The 14,812-nt window shown below is 70.8% G+C and carries 11 protein-coding genes; 4 read left to right on the forward strand and 7 right to left on the reverse strand.

Translation table 11 applies throughout. From position 1 onward, the window contains the following. Nucleotides 1-465 precede the first annotated feature (465 nt). Entirely contained in the window at nucleotides 466-1,506 is a 1,041-nt protein-coding gene (locus NBY65_RS11505; protein ID WP_150040101.1) for an isocitrate/isopropylmalate dehydrogenase family protein, read from the forward strand. A gap of 40 nt (nucleotides 1,507-1,546) precedes the next feature. Here the strand turns inward: NBY65_RS11505 and NBY65_RS11510 are convergent, their stop codons facing one another. Together NBY65_RS11510 and alr are read right to left on the reverse strand one after the other, a co-directional pair. Continuing rightward, nucleotides 1,547-2,845, reverse strand: coding sequence for a D-amino acid dehydrogenase (locus tag NBY65_RS11510; RefSeq protein WP_150040100.1), 1,299 nt, complete (start codon nucleotides 2,843-2,845; stop codon nucleotides 1,547-1,549). Continuing rightward, on the reverse strand, nucleotides 2,842-3,996 hold the full coding sequence (gene alr, locus NBY65_RS11515) for an alanine racemase (RefSeq protein WP_150040099.1): 1,155 nt from the start codon (nucleotides 3,994-3,996) through the stop codon (nucleotides 2,842-2,844). The genes NBY65_RS11510 and alr overlap by 4 nt, the downstream gene beginning before the upstream one ends. Before the next feature lie 361 nt (nucleotides 3,997-4,357). Between alr and NBY65_RS11520 the strand changes: the two genes are divergently transcribed. Next, nucleotides 4,358-5,875 (forward strand): sigma 54-interacting transcriptional regulator, encoded by a 1,518-nt coding sequence (locus NBY65_RS11520; RefSeq protein WP_250265663.1) that lies wholly within the window; start codon nucleotides 4,358-4,360, stop codon nucleotides 5,873-5,875. Nucleotides 5,876-5,897: 22 nt separating this feature from the next. Here the strand turns inward: NBY65_RS11520 and NBY65_RS11525 are convergent, their stop codons facing one another. Beyond that, complete coding sequence (locus tag NBY65_RS11525) at nucleotides 5,898-8,390, reverse strand: cation:proton antiporter (RefSeq protein ID WP_239002730.1); 2,493 nt, start codon at nucleotides 8,388-8,390, stop codon at nucleotides 5,898-5,900. A gap of 100 nt (nucleotides 8,391-8,490) precedes the next feature. After that, entirely contained in the window at nucleotides 8,491-9,201 is a 711-nt protein-coding gene (locus NBY65_RS11530; RefSeq protein WP_150040097.1) for a WecB/TagA/CpsF family glycosyltransferase, read from the reverse strand. Between the two features lie 165 nt (nucleotides 9,202-9,366). Between NBY65_RS11530 and NBY65_RS11535 the strand changes: the two genes are divergently transcribed. Then, nucleotides 9,367-10,491 carry a hypothetical protein gene (locus NBY65_RS11535; RefSeq protein WP_150040096.1) on the forward strand — a complete coding sequence of 375 codons (1,125 nt, stop codon included), beginning with the start codon at nucleotides 9,367-9,369 and terminating at the stop codon, nucleotides 10,489-10,491. Here NBY65_RS11535 and wecB read toward each other — a convergent pair. Continuing rightward, nucleotides 10,446-11,657: a non-hydrolyzing UDP-N-acetylglucosamine 2-epimerase gene (wecB, locus tag NBY65_RS11540; protein WP_203330425.1), complete on the reverse strand. Its 1,212-nt coding sequence runs from the start codon at nucleotides 11,655-11,657 to the stop codon at nucleotides 10,446-10,448. The genes NBY65_RS11535 and wecB overlap by 46 nt on opposite strands. Then, the gene (locus NBY65_RS11545; protein ID WP_150040095.1) at nucleotides 11,644-12,975 is read right to left on the reverse strand and encodes an FAD-dependent oxidoreductase; all 1,332 of its coding nucleotides are present in this window, start codon (nucleotides 12,973-12,975) and stop codon (nucleotides 11,644-11,646) included. Before NBY65_RS11545 ends, wecB begins: the two co-directional genes overlap by 14 nt. A gap of 370 nt (nucleotides 12,976-13,345) precedes the next feature. Here NBY65_RS11545 and cobF point away from each other — a divergent pair, with 370 nt between their 5' ends. Next, on the forward strand, nucleotides 13,346-14,116 hold the full coding sequence (gene cobF / locus NBY65_RS11550; protein ID WP_150040094.1) for a precorrin-6A synthase (deacetylating): 771 nt from the start codon (nucleotides 13,346-13,348) through the stop codon (nucleotides 14,114-14,116). 13 nt (nucleotides 14,117-14,129) lie between these two features. Here the strand turns inward: cobF and NBY65_RS11555 are convergent, their stop codons facing one another. After that, entirely contained in the window at nucleotides 14,130-14,633 is a 504-nt protein-coding gene (locus NBY65_RS11555) for a prolyl-tRNA synthetase associated domain-containing protein (protein WP_150040093.1), read from the reverse strand. Between the last annotated feature and the right edge of the window lie 179 nt (nucleotides 14,634-14,812).

A 14,812-nucleotide genomic window follows, 5' to 3' on the forward strand; every position in this document is an offset into this window, starting at 1 on the left:
GACACTGCTGCGCCCCCTGGTCGGATCAACCTGTCTCCAGGACGCATCCTGAGCGAAAAAACTTCAATGCAGACTGTCAAATGTTGGGATTTAAATAATCAATTTCATGACATGAGCATGCCCGATCAGAGAAGTTTGTGGAAATTGGGGTAATGGTATTTGGCGTTCTGTGCGGGTGTGTGATTGATATCAATGGTTGTTGTTGGTGTGGATCGCATCAAATTCGCCCATATCTTTCGTGAAATGGTGCAATTTCCATGGCCTCATGCGGAATGCATCGGCAGTGGCAACGGATCGTGCCGTCATGCCCTGCTGGCTTTTCCTGGCTGGAACCGTTTCCGTCCGGCCGCGCCGTCTGGTCACTCGGTTGCCCGGGGGGCGGAATCGTTTGCTTGACGCCGTTCGCGTAGCGCGTGATCAGGCGAAGGCGCGCGCATGCCCCAGAGCGCGGCGAGAGAGGACAGCATGGCCCAGCAGCAAGCCGGCACGCCGATCCCTGCAACCCTCATTCCCGGAGATGGCATTGGCCCCGAGATCGTCGAGGCGGTCGTCCGCATCCTCGACGCCATGGGTTCGCCCTTCAGTTGGGACGTCCAGCAAGGGGGGCTTGCCGGCATCGCCGCCTGCGGCGATCCATTGCCGGCCGCCACGCTCGAAAGCATCCGCCGGACCCGGCTCGCCCTGAAGGGGCCGCTGACCACGCCGGTCGGCGGCGGGTTCCGGTCGGTCAACGTGCGGCTACGCGAAGAATTCGGCCTCTACGCGAATGTGCGCCCGGTCCGCACCATGGTGCCCGGCGGCCGCTACGAAGATATCGACCTGGTGCTGATCCGTGAGAATCTCGAAGGGCTCTATGTTGCCTTCGAGCACTACATCCCGGTGGGGGACGACCCGCAGGCGGTCGCGATTTCCTCCGGCGTGAACACCAAGGCGGGGGCACGGCGGATCGTCGAGTTCGCGTTCGAATACGCGCTGCGCAACGGGCGCAAGAAGGTCACGGTGGTGCACAAGGCCAATGTGCTGAAGGCGCTGACCGGCATCTTTCTCGAAACCGCCCGTGCCGTGGCCCGTGGCTACGAGGGCCGCGTGGCGATGGACGAGCGCATCGTCGATGCCTGCGCCATGCAACTGGTGCTCAATCCCTGGCAGTTCGACGTCATCGTCACCACCAACCTGTTCGGTGACATCCTGTCCGACCAGATGGCCGGGTTGGTCGGCGGCCTGGGCATGGCGCCCGGCGCCAATATCGGGCCCGGGGCGGCGATCTTCGAGGCGGTGCACGGCTCGGCCCCCGACATCGCCGGCAAGGGCGTGGCCAATCCGCTGGCGCTGCTGCTGGCGACCGCGCTGATGCTGGATCATGTCGGCCGCGGTGATCTCGCCACGGCGCTGCGCACCACGCTGGATGCGGTGCTGCGCGAGGACAATATCCGCACCCGCGACCTCGGCGGTACCGCCGGCACCAGCGACTTCGCCGATGCGGTGGTGCGGCGGCTGGCGGGCTGACCTCGGCACCCGGGCCGTTTCACGGCCCGGGTGCGATGGTTCAGGCCGTCGCGCCCTGCGGCATCGCCATGCCGGCGTTCCGCTGCGCGAAGAGGCGCTCCACGGTCAGCCCTTCCAGCGAGATGTCGGTCTGCCGCGCGGAGACGACATCGGCCACCACCCGCGCCGAGCCGACCGCCATGGTCCAGCCGAGCGTGCCATGGCCGGTGTTGAGGAACAGCCTGCCGATCGGCGTGGGCCCGACCAGCGGGGTGCCGTCCGGCGTCATCGGGCGCAGGCCGGTCCAGAACTCGGCCTTGGCGACATCGCCGCCGCGCGGGAACAGGTCCGTGACCACATGATCCAGCGTGGCGCGCCGCTTCGGGCTCAGGCTCAGGTCGAAGCCGGCCAGTTCCGCGGTACCGCCGACGCGGATGCGGTCGCCGAGGCGGGTGACCGCCACCTTGTAGGTCTCGTCCATGACGGTGGAGACCGGCGCCCCGGTTTCGTCGGTGATCGGCAGCGTCAGCGAGTAGCCCTTCACCGGATAGACCGGGATGCGCAGGCCGAGCGGGCGCAGCAACTGCGGGCTGTAGCTGCCCAGCGCGACGACGTAGGCATCGGCGGTCAGCTCGCCGGCATCGGTGAGGACGCCGCTGACCTGGCCGGCGGTGGCGCGGATGGCGTCGATGCGCACGCCGTAGCGGAACTGCGCGCCGAGCCGCTGCGCATGTTCGGCGAGGCCCGCGGTGAACATCTTGCAGTCGCCGGTTTCGTCGCCGGGCAGGCGCAGCCCGCCGACGATCTTCTCGCGCACCTGCGCGAGCGCTGGCTCGGCGGCAACACAGCCGTCGCGGTCGAGCACGTCGAAGGCGACGCCGTAGCGGCGCAGGACGGCGATGTCGGCCTCGGCCGCATCGACCTGCTTCTGGTAGCGGAACACCTGCAGCGTGCCCTGGCTGCGTTCGTCATAGGCAACCCCGGTGGTGGCGCGCAGCTCGCGCAGACAGTCGCGGCTGTATTCGGCCAGGCGCACCATGCGCGCCTTGTTGCGCTCGTAGGCGGCGGCGGTGCAGTTGCGCAGCATCGCGATGTTCCAGCGCAGGAACTCGGGATCGAGGCTGGGCCGGATCACCAGCGGGCTGTGCTTGCTGAACATCCATTTCATCGCCTTCAGCGGCAGGCCCGGCATTGCCCAGGGTGCCGAGTAGCCGGGCGAGACCTGGCCGGCATTGGCGTAGCTGGTTTCCAGCGCGGGGCCGGGCTGGCGGTCGATGACGGTGACCTCGTGGCCGGCGCGGGCGAGGAAATACGCGGTGGAAACGCCGATGACGCCGCTGCCGAGAACGAGAACTTTCATGCGAAGACGTCCTGCTTGCTGGAGGTCGTGGGGGCGGCAGCCGGAGCGTCGAGATAGCGGCGCTGGTAGCGGCTTCCGAGGCTGGTGAGGATTTCGTAGCCGATGGTGCCGGCCCGCTGCGCCAGCGCATCGAGCGTCTGGTGCGGGCCGATCAGTTCGATGCTGGCATCCGGGCCGAGTGCCGCCTCCGGCACCGCCGAGACGTCGAAGGTAGCCATGTCCATGGACACCATGCCGACCAGCGGCACCGCGATGCCGCCGACATAGCCATGCGCGCGGTTGCCGAGGCTGCGCAGATAGCCATCGGCATAGCCGGCCGGGACGGTGGCGATGCGGGCCGGGGCGGGGGCGTGCCAGGTGGCGCCGTAGCCGACGCTCTCGCCCGCCGCGATGCGGCGCGTTTGCTGGATGGGGGCATCGAGCCGCACCGCCTGGCGCAGGGGGTTGGGCTGCCCGGCCACCGGGGCGATGCCATAGAGCGCGCTGCCCGGGCGCACGATGTCGAAGTGATAGTCCGGGCCAAGGAAGATGCCGGACGATGCGGCGAGGCTGGCCGGCGCTGCGGGCAATTGCCGGCGCAGCGTCGCGAAGCGGGCGAGCTGGGCCGCGTTCATCGGGTGGTCGGGACGCTCGGCGCAGGCGAGGTGGCTCATCACCGCGCGCACCGCGACGCCTTCCAGCCGGGACGGTTCCTCGGCGAGGCGCACCAGCTCGGCCGGCGAGAGGCCCAGTCGCGACATGCCGGTGTCGACCTGCAGCACCGCCGGCAGCCGGCGCGCCTCTTCCCGTGCCAGCGTGGTCCAGGCCTCGATCTGAGACAGGCTGTTCAGCACCGGCGTCAGGTCATGGGCGAGGAACTCCGCGGCGAGGCCCGGGGGCGGGCCGTGCAGGACGAAGACTTCGGCCGCCGCGGGCACGTGCGGGCGCAGCGCAATGGCCTCGTCGAGATGGGCGGTGACGAAGTGTCGGCAGCCGGCGGCGGCGAGCGCCTGGGCGATGCGGGCGGCGCCGAGGCCGTAGGCGTCGGCCTTGAGCACGGCCCCGCAGGCGGCGCCGTGCAGGCGGTCGCGCAGGGAACGCCAGTTTGCCTGGACCGCGCCGAGGTCGATGGTCAGCACGGCAGCGCCGCGCGCGTAGCTGAAATCCGTCATGCATCCCCCTCTCGTTGGCGGGGGGATCGCAAGCGACGTGCCAGAGTGAAGGAAGGCCAGGGCTCTGCCCTGGACCCGGCAGGGGTCAGGGGACCCCTGCACCCCAAAAGCGCTGCGCGGCAAGGGATCCAAGGGCGAAGCCCTTGGTGGAGGTCCAGGAGGCGAAGCCTCCTGGTGGGGTTCGGGGCAACGCCCCGACATGGTCCGGCTGTATGCCTATGTTTACAGCCAGCCGGCCGCACCCCGGCTTGCCGTGGATAGGTTAAATTAAATCAAAGCAGTATCCAAAGCGTATGCGGTCGCATACACTGGCAGCGTTTGTTTACACCCGGCGTGAGCGGGGGCGTGGATGCGAATCGACGTGCAATTTTCCGACCGGGTCGGCATTGCCCATGAGATCCTGGCCGTGCTGGCGCGGCGGCAGCTCAACGTGGTCGGGGTCGAGGTCGATCCGCCGCACATGCATATCGACGTGCCCGATCTGGTGGAGGCGGCCCTGCCGGGGCTGCGCGCGGCGCTGGCTTCGGTGCCGGGCGTCTACGAGGTGGTCGAGGTCGCCATGCTGCCAGGCACGCAGCGGCGGCTGCACCTGAACGCGCTGCTGGACTCGATGGCTGATCCGGTGCTGGCGGTCGATGGCGCGGGCGGGATCGTGGTGGCCAATGCCGTTGCCGCGGCGGCGGCCGGGGTGCCGGACGCGGGGGCGTTGATCGGCATGACGCTGGCAGCGCTGTTCGACGACCCGGTGTTGCCGGCCGAGATCCTCGCCGGTGGCTTTGCCCTGCCGGCGCGCGAGGTGATGCTGCGCGGCCGGCCTTTCCTGCTGGATGTGCGCCCGGTCGCGGAAGGCGCGGGCGGGGTGGTGACGCTGCAGGCGCCGAGCCGCATCGGCGAGCGGCTGCATGCGATCCAGCATGCCGACAAGGGCGGGTTCGAGCGCATCCTGGGGGAATCGCCGCCGATGCGGGCGCTGAAGGCGCAGGCGGCGCGCATCGCCGGGGTGGATGCGCCGCTGCTGATCCTGGGCGAGACCGGCACCGGCAAGGAACTGGTGGCGCAGGCCTGCCACCGGGCCAGCTTGCGGGCTGGCAAGCCGTTCCTGGCGCTCAATTGCGCCGCGCTGCCGGAGAGCCTGGCCGAGAGCGAGCTGTTCGGCTACGCGCCGGGCGCCTTCAGCGGCGCGCAGCGTGGCGGCAAGCCCGGGCTGTTCGAGCTGGCCGACCAGGGCACGGTGTTCCTCGACGAGATCGGCGAGATGTCGCCCTATCTGCAGGCCAAGCTGCTGCGCTTCATCAACGATGGCAGTTTCCGCCGCGTGGGCGGGGAGCGCGAGCTGAAGGTGGATGTGCGGGTGATCAGCGCGACCCATCGCGACCTCGGGCGCATGGCCACCGATGGCAGCTTCCGCGAGGACCTGTTCTACCGGCTGAACGTGCTGCGGCTGGCGGTGCCGCCGTTGCGCGAGCGCGGCGAGGATGTGCTGCTGCTGGCGCGGCATTTCATCGCCCGTGCCTGCGCGCAGACCCGCCGCCCGCCCTGCCGGCTGAGTGCCGCGGCGGCGGCGGCGCTGCTGGCCAATCGCTGGCCGGGCAATGTGCGCCAGTTGGAGAATGCGATCTTCCGCGCCGTCGCCATGAGCGACCGGGCACTGCTCGAGGCCGCCGATTTCGACCTCACCGGCGCGGGCATTGCCGGCGGTCCCGATGCGCCGCCCCTGGAGGCGGCGTCGTGGGAGGAGGCGATGGCGGAGTTCGAGGCGACGCTGCTGCGCCGGCTCTATCCACGCTATCCCTCCAGCCGCAAGCTGGCGGCGCGGCTGCGGGCCTCGCACACCATGATCGCCAACAAGCTGCGCCGGCACGGCATCGGCCGGACCTGACGCCGGCGCGGCGTCGTGGGGGTCAGGCTTCGGCGGCGGTTTCCGGGGCGGGCAGGCGCAGCGGCTCCGCCGGCCCGGCCAGCCGGTCCCGCAGCTCCGGCAGGTCGTCCAGCAGGTGGCGGAAGAAGCCGGTGCGCAGTTCCAGCAGGTGGCAGAAGCGCATGGCGGTCACGGTGCCCTGGGTCTCCGCCTCGCCGAGCATGCCGTCGCCGCCGAACAGCCCGCCGGCGCCAAGCCGGGTCTGCCGGCCGGCATGGTCGATCTCCACCTCGCCGGAGCTGATCAGATAGACCATGGACGTCCCCCGGCGGCGCTTGAGGATGCGCTCGCCCGGCACCGCGAAGCGCATGGTCAGGCGCATGGCGATGTCGTGCAGCACCGGTTCCGAGAGGGTGCTGAACAGCGGGATGCCGTGCAGGCGGCCGGTCAGCCCTGCCTGCAGGTCGAAGGTCATCGGCTGCAGCAGCGTGTCGCGGCGGGCCTCGATGTCGCGCAGCAATTCGCCGAAGAGTTCATCGCTCAGCAGGGCTTCCCGGTGCAGCGCGGTGTAGGCGTCCGCCTCGAAGCGCAATCCGATCTGGCGCGCCAGGCGGGTCTGCAGCGCCTCGGCATAGCCGGGATATTGCAGGTGCAGCGCCGCCATGGCGTCCTCGAGCAGGGTGCGGCGCCGCTGGGCGATGTCGGTGACCACCTCGGCGACGCGCGCGCCCAGCACCGGCTCCATGCGCTCGCGCAGGAACTGCAACTGGGCGAGGAACACCATGTGCATGATCAGCAGCATCTCGAAGCGCTCGGTCATGACCCGGGTCAGCGGCCCGTCGATGCGCAGGCGGCGGTGCAGGACCTGCGCCAGGCGCAGGCGCGGGCTTGGCCGCAGGCGCCGGCTGGCGGCGCGCAGGTAGCCCAGCCGTCCCTCGGCGCGGGTGGCGTCGATGAGGTTGTCGGCGGTGCGCAGCAACTGTTCCATGATCGTGCGCGACACCCCGCGTTCGCGGAAGATCTCCAGCAGGATCGCCTTTTCCTGGGAGGCAAAGGTGAGCAGCCCGAGCCGGACCCGGTCGCGGTCGGTCAGCGCGGCGTCGAAGCTGTTGGCCTCGGTTTCCGTCGCCACCCGCCGTTCATACTGGGTGACCACCTGCTGGGCGGCCTGCGGCACGAAGCCGAACTCGGTGACGGTCCGGTGCAGCCGGTCGCGCACCTCGGCCAGTCCGATCGCCAGCACCTGGTGGCGCAGCGCCTGGTCGATCGCCGGCAACTGGTCAAGCCGCAGCCAGCGCACCAGGAAGCGCAGCGTGGTGCCGTTGACCAGCAGCGTGAACAGCACGAAGCCGGTCGCCAGGATGGCGACGAATTCCTTCACCCCGACCGGTACCCGCCAGTTTTCGGTGACCGCCAGCGCCATCGCCAGCGTGATCGCCCCGCGCAGCCCCCCCCACAGCATCGGTAGCTTGAGCCGGAACGGCACGCGCTGGGCGAGGCGGGAATAGCGCAGCAGCGGCAGCACGCCGAACAGCACCGCCGCGCGCGCCACCAGGGCCGCCGCCACCACCACCACGATCAGCAGCAGGTCCCACAGCCGCAGCCCCAGCATCAGCCGCGGCACCAGCATCGAGGCCAGCACGAACACCAGCGAGGTGGCCAGGAAGGAAAGCTGCCCCCAGACATCGACCAGGAAGGACCAGCTGCGCGGGCGCAGCACCGAGGGGCCGATGGCGCTGACCGTCAGGCCGGCGCAGGCCGCCGACACCACGCCGGAGAAGCCGAGGAACTCGTCGCAGACGATGTAGCTGAGATAGGGCAGGGCCAGGGTCAGCGTGAACTCGGCCGCCCGATTGCCGCCGAGCAGCGGCATCATGGTCAGCATGACGCGGGCCAGGATATGCCCGATCACCGCCCCGCCAGCGAAGGATGTCGCGAGCAGCATTGCGGCGGTGGCGATGTCCGGCTCCTGCTGGCGCGTCACCGCGCCGAGCAGGATGGTGAACAGCGCGATCGCGGCGGCGTCGTTGAGCAGGCTCTCGCCTTCCACCAGGCGGGTCAGCCGGCCGTCGGCGCCGATGTCGCGGAAGATGCTGATGACGGCGCTCGGGTCGGTGGTGGCGACGATGGCGCCGAGCAGCAGGCAGACGGCGAGCGGCTGGCCGGCGATCGGCTGCAGCGCGAAGCCGACCGCGGCCGTGGTCGCCACCACCGCGAGCACGGCGAGCACCAGCACCGGGGCGGTGTCGCGCGCCAGCCGCCGCACGTCGATCGACAGCGAGCCGTGGAACACCAGCACCGGCAGGAACACATACAGGAAGACCTGCGAGTTCACCGGAAAATGCACGAACAGCGCGGCGATCTCGTCGAAGGTGGTGGTCAGGTTGGTCTGCAGCAGGAACGTGGCGCCGCCGCCGATCAGGGTGCCGACCAGGGCGAGCAGCACCGCGTCGGAAACCATCAGGCGCCGCGCCAGCGGTTGGATGGCGCTGATCACGACCAGCAGGGCCGCGACCGCGAGAAGGACGTTGGACAAGGCTGCGGGGGCTCCTGGATGTCAGGCCGGACCGGCCGGGCGGCGTCTTATCAGCCCGCCGCCCGGCGATCCACCGAATGCGGTGGCGGCACTGGCCGTTTCAGCGGCCCGGCCGGATCGCGCCAAGGCGTTCCCGCAGCAGCAACGGGAAGATCCGGGGGCTCTGCAGCAGGTAGCGCCGGCCCAGCCGCCGTGGTTCGTGGCAGAGCCGGTACGCCCATTCCAGGCTGGCCCGTTGCAGGACGCGCGGGGCCCGGCGGCGGGCACCGATGAAGTATTCCAGGGCCGAGCCGATGCACAGGCCGGTTCCCCGCGCCCGGCCCGAGTTCCGCAGCGCGGCCGCCAGCAATTCCTGGCGCGGCATGCCGACCGCCAGCAGCGTGAACCGGGCCGGATGCGCGAGGGCGAAGTCCAGCGCGATCCGGAAGGCCGTCGGGTCGTGCTCGAAGGCCACGGGCGGGAGATGATGCGCGATGGCGACCGGGCCGCAGCGTTGCCGCAGCAGGGGCAGGTACTCGGGCTGCAGCCCGATGACCGTCAGCCTGTCCCCGGGCGCGAGATGGCGGGCGAGCAGGGTGGCCACGAGGTCGCTGCCCGGCACCACCGGTGGGGCCGCCAGCCCGAGTGCTGCGGCGGCGCGTGCCACCACGCGGGAATCCAGCAGCCGCAGCAGCGCGGCGCGATAGACTTCCGCCAGCCCTGGATCACCGGCCAGTTGCACCAGGTGCTCGGCATTGGGCGTGACCACGTAGCCGAAGGGGGCATCGGCGGGCCGGGCCGCGAGCCATGCGGCCGTTTGCGCGAGATCCATGGCGGCGAAGTCGAGACCGAGCAGCCGGGTCGTGGCGCCTGTCTCCTTGCTCCAAGCAAGCCGAGTGGCGAGGTTGGCATGGGACAGGGCGGGGAGCCATGGAAAGCATGGCCACGTTGTGTTGAGCGGGGCGGTGCGATGTCGCCGGATATACTGATTTGTATTGTGGTCTTTATTGACGATCATTGCCGCGGTGAGGCGTGGCGGTTTGCCTCTGCCATCGAACGCTGGTTGCTGGCGGAGGCGCAGCTCGGCCCCGCCGCCGGGCGCTGCGCGGGGGCGGTGGTGAACTACCTGGAGCCGGATGGGGGCTGGAACGGCGCCTATCCGGAGATCTGCGGTTATTTCCTGCAGTTCCTCGCCGCCGCCGCGCCCGAAGGGGAGGCCGGGCCGCACCGGGAGGCGGCACGGCGTGTCGTGCTCTGGCTGGCCGCCGTCGGCGCCGGTGGGGCGCCGCTGACCCTGTATCACCGGCGGGCGGAGACCGAGGCCGGGGACTGGCGCAACCACTGCCTGTTTGCCTTCGACCTTGCCATCGTGCTGCGGGGTCTCGACGCCGCCGCGCAACGCTGGCCGGGGCTGCTGCCGGCGGGGGTGATGGAGCCTTATGCCGCCGCGCTCGCCGGCATCACGGCCGAAGGGGCGCTGGCCTCACATGTGCGGCGGCTGGGGAAGCCATCCGTGCCGGTGCCGGTGAAATGGTCCACCCTGCCCGGCCTGCATCATCTGAAGGCGGCGGCGGCGCTGGCCGGGTTGGGGCGGCCAGAGCTCGCCGCGATCGCGCGGGCCACGGTGGCGCGGGAGGCAAGGCTGCTCGATCGCCACGGCCGCGAGCGGATGCGGGAGCTGCATCCTTTCCTCTACGGCATCGAAGGCTGGCTGACGCTGTGGGGGCAGGGGGGCGCGGCGCAGGACCTGGAGCGGGCGCGGACGGGTTTCGCCTGGGCGTTCGGCCAGCTCGACCTGGCGACCGGTTGGATGCCGCCGGTGGTGGGGGCGCCGCCGCCGGCGTTCCGCAGCGATGTGCTGGCCCAGATGCTGCGCGCCGGCCTCGTGCTGGAGGCGGCCGGCGCCCTGCCCGGGGAGGTCGCGCCGGCTTGGCCGCGCGGCCGGGCAGCCCTGGCGGCGTCGTTGCGCGCCATGGTGACGCCGGAGGGCGCGGTGGCCTTCGACGCCACGGCCCGGCACCGGAATTCCTGGGCCGGCATGTTCGCCTGGCAGGCGTTCCGGTTCCTCGATGCGGTTCAGGCCGGGATGCCGGCTTCCAGGCTTGCCGAGGGGATCATCTGACCGAGGTCAGGTACGGCCGGGGTGGGCTGCCAGCGCGCGCGGATCGCCGCGGCGATCCGCTTCCCGGCATGGCCGTCACCGTAGACGGTGCTGGGAACGGCCATGGCGGCACGGGCGGCGGGATCGTCCAGCAGGCTTGCGGCCGCGGCGAGGATCGCCGCTTCCTGCGTGCCGACCAGTCGCGCCACGCCGCTGCGCAACCCTTCCTGCCGCTCGGTGGCCTCGCGCAGGACCAGCAGCGGCACGCCCAGCGCCGCCGCTTCCTCCTGCACGCCGCCGGAATCCGTCAGCACCAGCGCGGCGCGGGCCAGCAGGGCGACGAAGCCGGGATAGTCCTGCGGCGGCACCAGGTGCAGCCGTGGCCCCCCCGCGAGGATCGCCCGCGCCGCCTCGGCCAGGGCCGGGTTGGGATGCAGGACGAAGACCACGTCGCAGTCGCCCCGCCCCGCCAGCCGGCGCGCGGCGTGGCAGACCGAGAGGAACGGGGCCCCCCAGTTCTCCCGCCGGTGGCAGGTGACGAGGATGAGCGGGCGTGTCCGGCCGGCCGCCAGCGGCAGGGATCCCCCTGCCGGGGCAATGCGGCGGATCAGCCGCAGGGCGTCGATCACCGTGTTGCCGCTGAGCAGGATGTCCCGTGCCGGGATCGCCTCGGCGAGCAGGGCGTCGCGCGCGGCGGGCGTCGGCGCGCAATGCAGGGTGGCGAAGCCGGCAATGGCGCGGCGATGCGCTTCCTCGGGGAAGGGAGAGCGGCAATCGCCGCTGCGCAGCCCGGCCTCGACATGCACCACGGGAATACGGGCATAGAAGGCGGCCAGGGCGGCGGCGAAGGCGCTCGCGGTGTCGCCCTGGACCACCACGACATGCGGGCGCGACGCGGCGAGGGCGGCCCATAGCCGTGTCATCAGCGCGGCGGCGAGCAGGCCGAGCTCGCCGTTGCCCGCCGGGGTGGCGATGTCCAGGTCCGGCGCGAGGCCGAAATGTCCCAGCATGTCCGGGGCCCAGCGCGCATGCTGGCCGGTGCACCAGATCATCGCCTCGGTGCCGGGCTGGGCCCGCAGCGCCAGGGCCACCGGGGCCAGCTTGTTGGCTTCCGGCCGGGTGCCGACCACGAGGACGACACGCAGGCCCGGATGCAATGCTGCCGTCAGGGCGTCAGGCCGCGACACGACCGGATGCCTCCCGCAGCAATGCCGTCACGAGGTTGGCGCCGACATCGTTCTGCCAGAGCCAGAGTCCGTTGGTCTGGCCGACGAAGCTCGGCTCCCCGCCCAACCGGCCCTGCGGCACGAAGCCGGCGGCGAGGCCGATCCCGAACAGGCCCGGCACGGGATGGCGCGCTGAATCGAGGACGCGGGAGGCGCCGTCGACCAAGGGCGGCGCGCCCGGCCCCGTGGCGGCGAGCGGAATCTCCGTCCCGTCCGCGTCGAGCACCGGCAGGGCGCGCGGGCGATAGCCCAGGGAGGCGACCACCAGGTCGGCGTCCTCGAGCAAGGCCAGGGCCCGCCGGTCAGTGCCGGCGGCAAGGCGGTGCAGGCGCAGGCGCCGTTCCGGCGGCCGACCCCCGATCCCGAGGGCGTGCATCACCAGCTCCCGCGTTTCCAGGCGGAATCCGGCCAGCCGGAACACGGCCCCCGTCACCGGGCAAATGTCCTCCGGGGTGAAATCCTCATATCCCTCCGCGCGCGCGGCCTCGGCCGAGGGATAGAAGACGCGCAGCGCGCGGCGGTGCAGCACGCTGACGCTGCCGGGGCCGAAGCGCAGCCCCGGCAGGTGACGCAGCAGCAGGTTGGCGACCGCCAGCGCGCTGTGCGAGCCGCCGACGATCGCCACTTTCGGGTCTGCCTTGCCGGCGAGATGCCGCAGGACCCGCTCGGCGCCGCCCGCCTGCAGGATCTCGTCGGAGAGCAGCAGCCGCGCGGCGTGGCGGGGCAGCAAGGGCTCCCCGGCCACGGGCTCAATTTCCAGCCGCGCGCGGCACTGCACCGCCCCGGTGGCCAGCACCACGTGGCGGGCGGCCAGGATGGAGTCCCCGCCCGCGTGCCGCACCCGCGTCAGCCAGGATCCGTCGGGGCCGCGTTGGGTCTGCAGCGCCTCGGCCTGCAGCAGCACCGTGCCGCCGGCCGCCGCGATGGCGGCCTGCATGGTGCGGCCGAGGACGGCGAGGAAGGCGCCGGCGAGCGGCAAGGGGGTGGCGCCGCCCGCATATGCGCGCAGGGCCAGGGCGGCCGGATGGGTTCGCAACGCAACGAGACGAGGCTCGGCGCCGTCCTGCAGGCAATCGAGGAAACTGTCGGCCAACGTGTCGGACCCGATCGCATAGCTGCCGATCGATCCGGCGCCGGGCGTTGCGCCTTTTTCCACAACCACGAGGCCGGCAGCGGCAAGAGCGGGGAGCTGGCCGGCGCGGGCGGCGCGGACCAGCGGGGCCAGCCCGGCCGGTCCGCCGCCCACGATGACGGCATTGGAAAGGCGAGGAGGCTGCATGCACCGCCTGCTTCGATTCTGAAGTCGAAGTTGTCACTATCACCGTCAATAAAGAAAAGCGTTCATAATCAAATCCGACAAACATCACATGACTGCGATATCAATATCGGTATGTCTTTTGCGGAGAACCATTTTGCTGAGAAATTAATATGGTTTTATGAATTGCGTGGAAGATTTCACATGTGCAATTTAAGTTTTATTTGGTTATCGCCGGCTGTCCCGGTGACGCATGCCGGACTCATCCGTGCATGGCTCGCGCCATGCCGGGGCATGGCCTAAACCGGCGCTTTGACGATCGCCGTGCCATGGGCGCCGTGCCACGGGGCGCGCCCGGCGGGCAGGGCAGCTTCATGAGGGAGTGGCTGTCGAGATGCGCATGGTCTACCTGATCGGCATCGGGCCCGGCGGTCCCGAATACCTGACGATGCAGGCCGTCGCGGCGCTGCGGCAGGTCGACGTGTTCTTCATCCTGGAGAAGGAAGGGCGCGGCAAGGAGGGGCTGGCCGAGGCGCGGCGTCGCATCCTGGCCACCTATCGCGAGCCCGGCAGCTACCGGGAGGTGGTGGCGCCGAGCCCGGGGCGTCCGCCGGCCGGCGAGGCGTATCTCGATGTCGTTGCCGACTGGCACCAACGCAAGGCCGACCTGATCGCCGGCCTGATCGCGGACCATCTGGCGCCCGGCCAGACCGGCGCCATCCTGGTCTGGGGCGATCCCGCCCTGTACGACAGCAACATCGAGATCCTGCACCGCATCCACCGGGAACGGCTCCCGGACCTGCGCTTCGAGGTGATCCCCGGCATCACCAGCGTGCAGGTGCTGGCGGCGCGGCACAAGGTGCCGCTGAACGCGGTGGGGGGCGACGTGCTGATCACCACGGCGCGCCGCATGGAGGCCGGGTCCTGCGAGGGCCATGACAGTGCGGTGGTGATGCTGGACTCGAACGCCGCGTTCCGCCGCATCGACCCGGACGGGCTGGACATCTACTGGGGCGGCTACCTTGGCACCGAGGACGAGGTGCTGATGTCCGGCCCGCTCGCGGAGGTGGGCGAGGCGGTCGCCGAGACGGCGCTGCGCGAGAAGCGCCGCCATGGCTGGATCCTGGATATCTATCTGCTCAGGCGCCGGCGCCCCGCGTCGTGACGGCGCGGTCGCTTCAGCGGCTGGGCAGGTCCACCACCGCCGGGGGGTGACCGTGATGGGCGAGGAAGCGCAGCAGCGCCTCGCCCGCGACCGCCACCGAGGCGGTGTTGACCAGCGGATGCACCTTCACCGGCTCCGGCCCGGCCAGGGAACGGTCCAGCACCACGCTGACCCGGCCCGTGGGGTCGTTCACCACCGCCAGCGGCGTGACCGCCCCGGGCTCGACCGCGAGCGTCGCCGCGAGATCGTCCGGGCCGGCGAAGGACAGCCGTTTGCTGCCGATGCGGGCGGGCAGGGCCTTGAGGTCCACCCGCAGTTCCCCGGGCGCCACCACCAGCCAGAACCGTCCGCCCGCGTCCTTCAGCAGCAGGTTCTTGGCCGTGAGCCCCGGCAGATGGTCCCAGTATCCGTGCGTTTCCTCGACGGTGCGCAGCGGCGGATGCTCGATCAGCGCGTAGGTGATCCCGAGCCCTTGCAGCTCGGCGAGCATCCTGTCCTTCGTCCACGGCAGATCCAAGGCGGCGGCTCCCTCTTCGGTTGACGCGCCGGATCATGCGGCCGTCGCGGCGGCGTGCCAAACACGTTCGCCGCTGTCGTGCAGCGTCCGCCGGTTCGCCATGACATCGGATGCGGGTGGATGGAGGGCGCCATAATGCGCGCAAAACGCGCATTCCTTGCGGATACGTCAACAACAAT

The organism is Rhodovastum atsumiense (assembly GCF_937425535.1).
Lineage (GTDB): Bacteria > Pseudomonadota > Alphaproteobacteria > Acetobacterales > Acetobacteraceae > Rhodovastum > Rhodovastum atsumiense.

What these genes read in the sequence shown, in the direction of transcription:
- cobF (WP_150040094.1), top strand. Translation starts at nt 13,346, where the DNA reads ATGCGCATGGTCTACCTGATCGGCATCGGGCCCGGCGGTCCCGAATAC.
- NBY65_RS11545 (WP_150040095.1), bottom strand. Translation starts at nt 12,975, where the DNA reads ATGCAGCCTCCTCGCCTTTCCAATGCCGTCATCGTGGGCGGCGGACCG.
- NBY65_RS11505 (WP_150040101.1), top strand. Translation starts at nt 466, where the DNA reads ATGGCCCAGCAGCAAGCCGGCACGCCGATCCCTGCAACCCTCATTCCC.
- NBY65_RS11510 (WP_150040100.1), bottom strand. Translation starts at nt 2,845, where the DNA reads ATGAAAGTTCTCGTTCTCGGCAGCGGCGTCATCGGCGTTTCCACCGCG.
- alr (WP_150040099.1), bottom strand. Translation starts at nt 3,996, where the DNA reads ATGACGGATTTCAGCTACGCGCGCGGCGCTGCCGTGCTGACCATCGAC.
- NBY65_RS11530 (WP_150040097.1), bottom strand. Translation starts at nt 9,201, where the DNA reads ATGGATCTCGCGCAAACGGCCGCATGGCTCGCGGCCCGGCCCGCCGAT.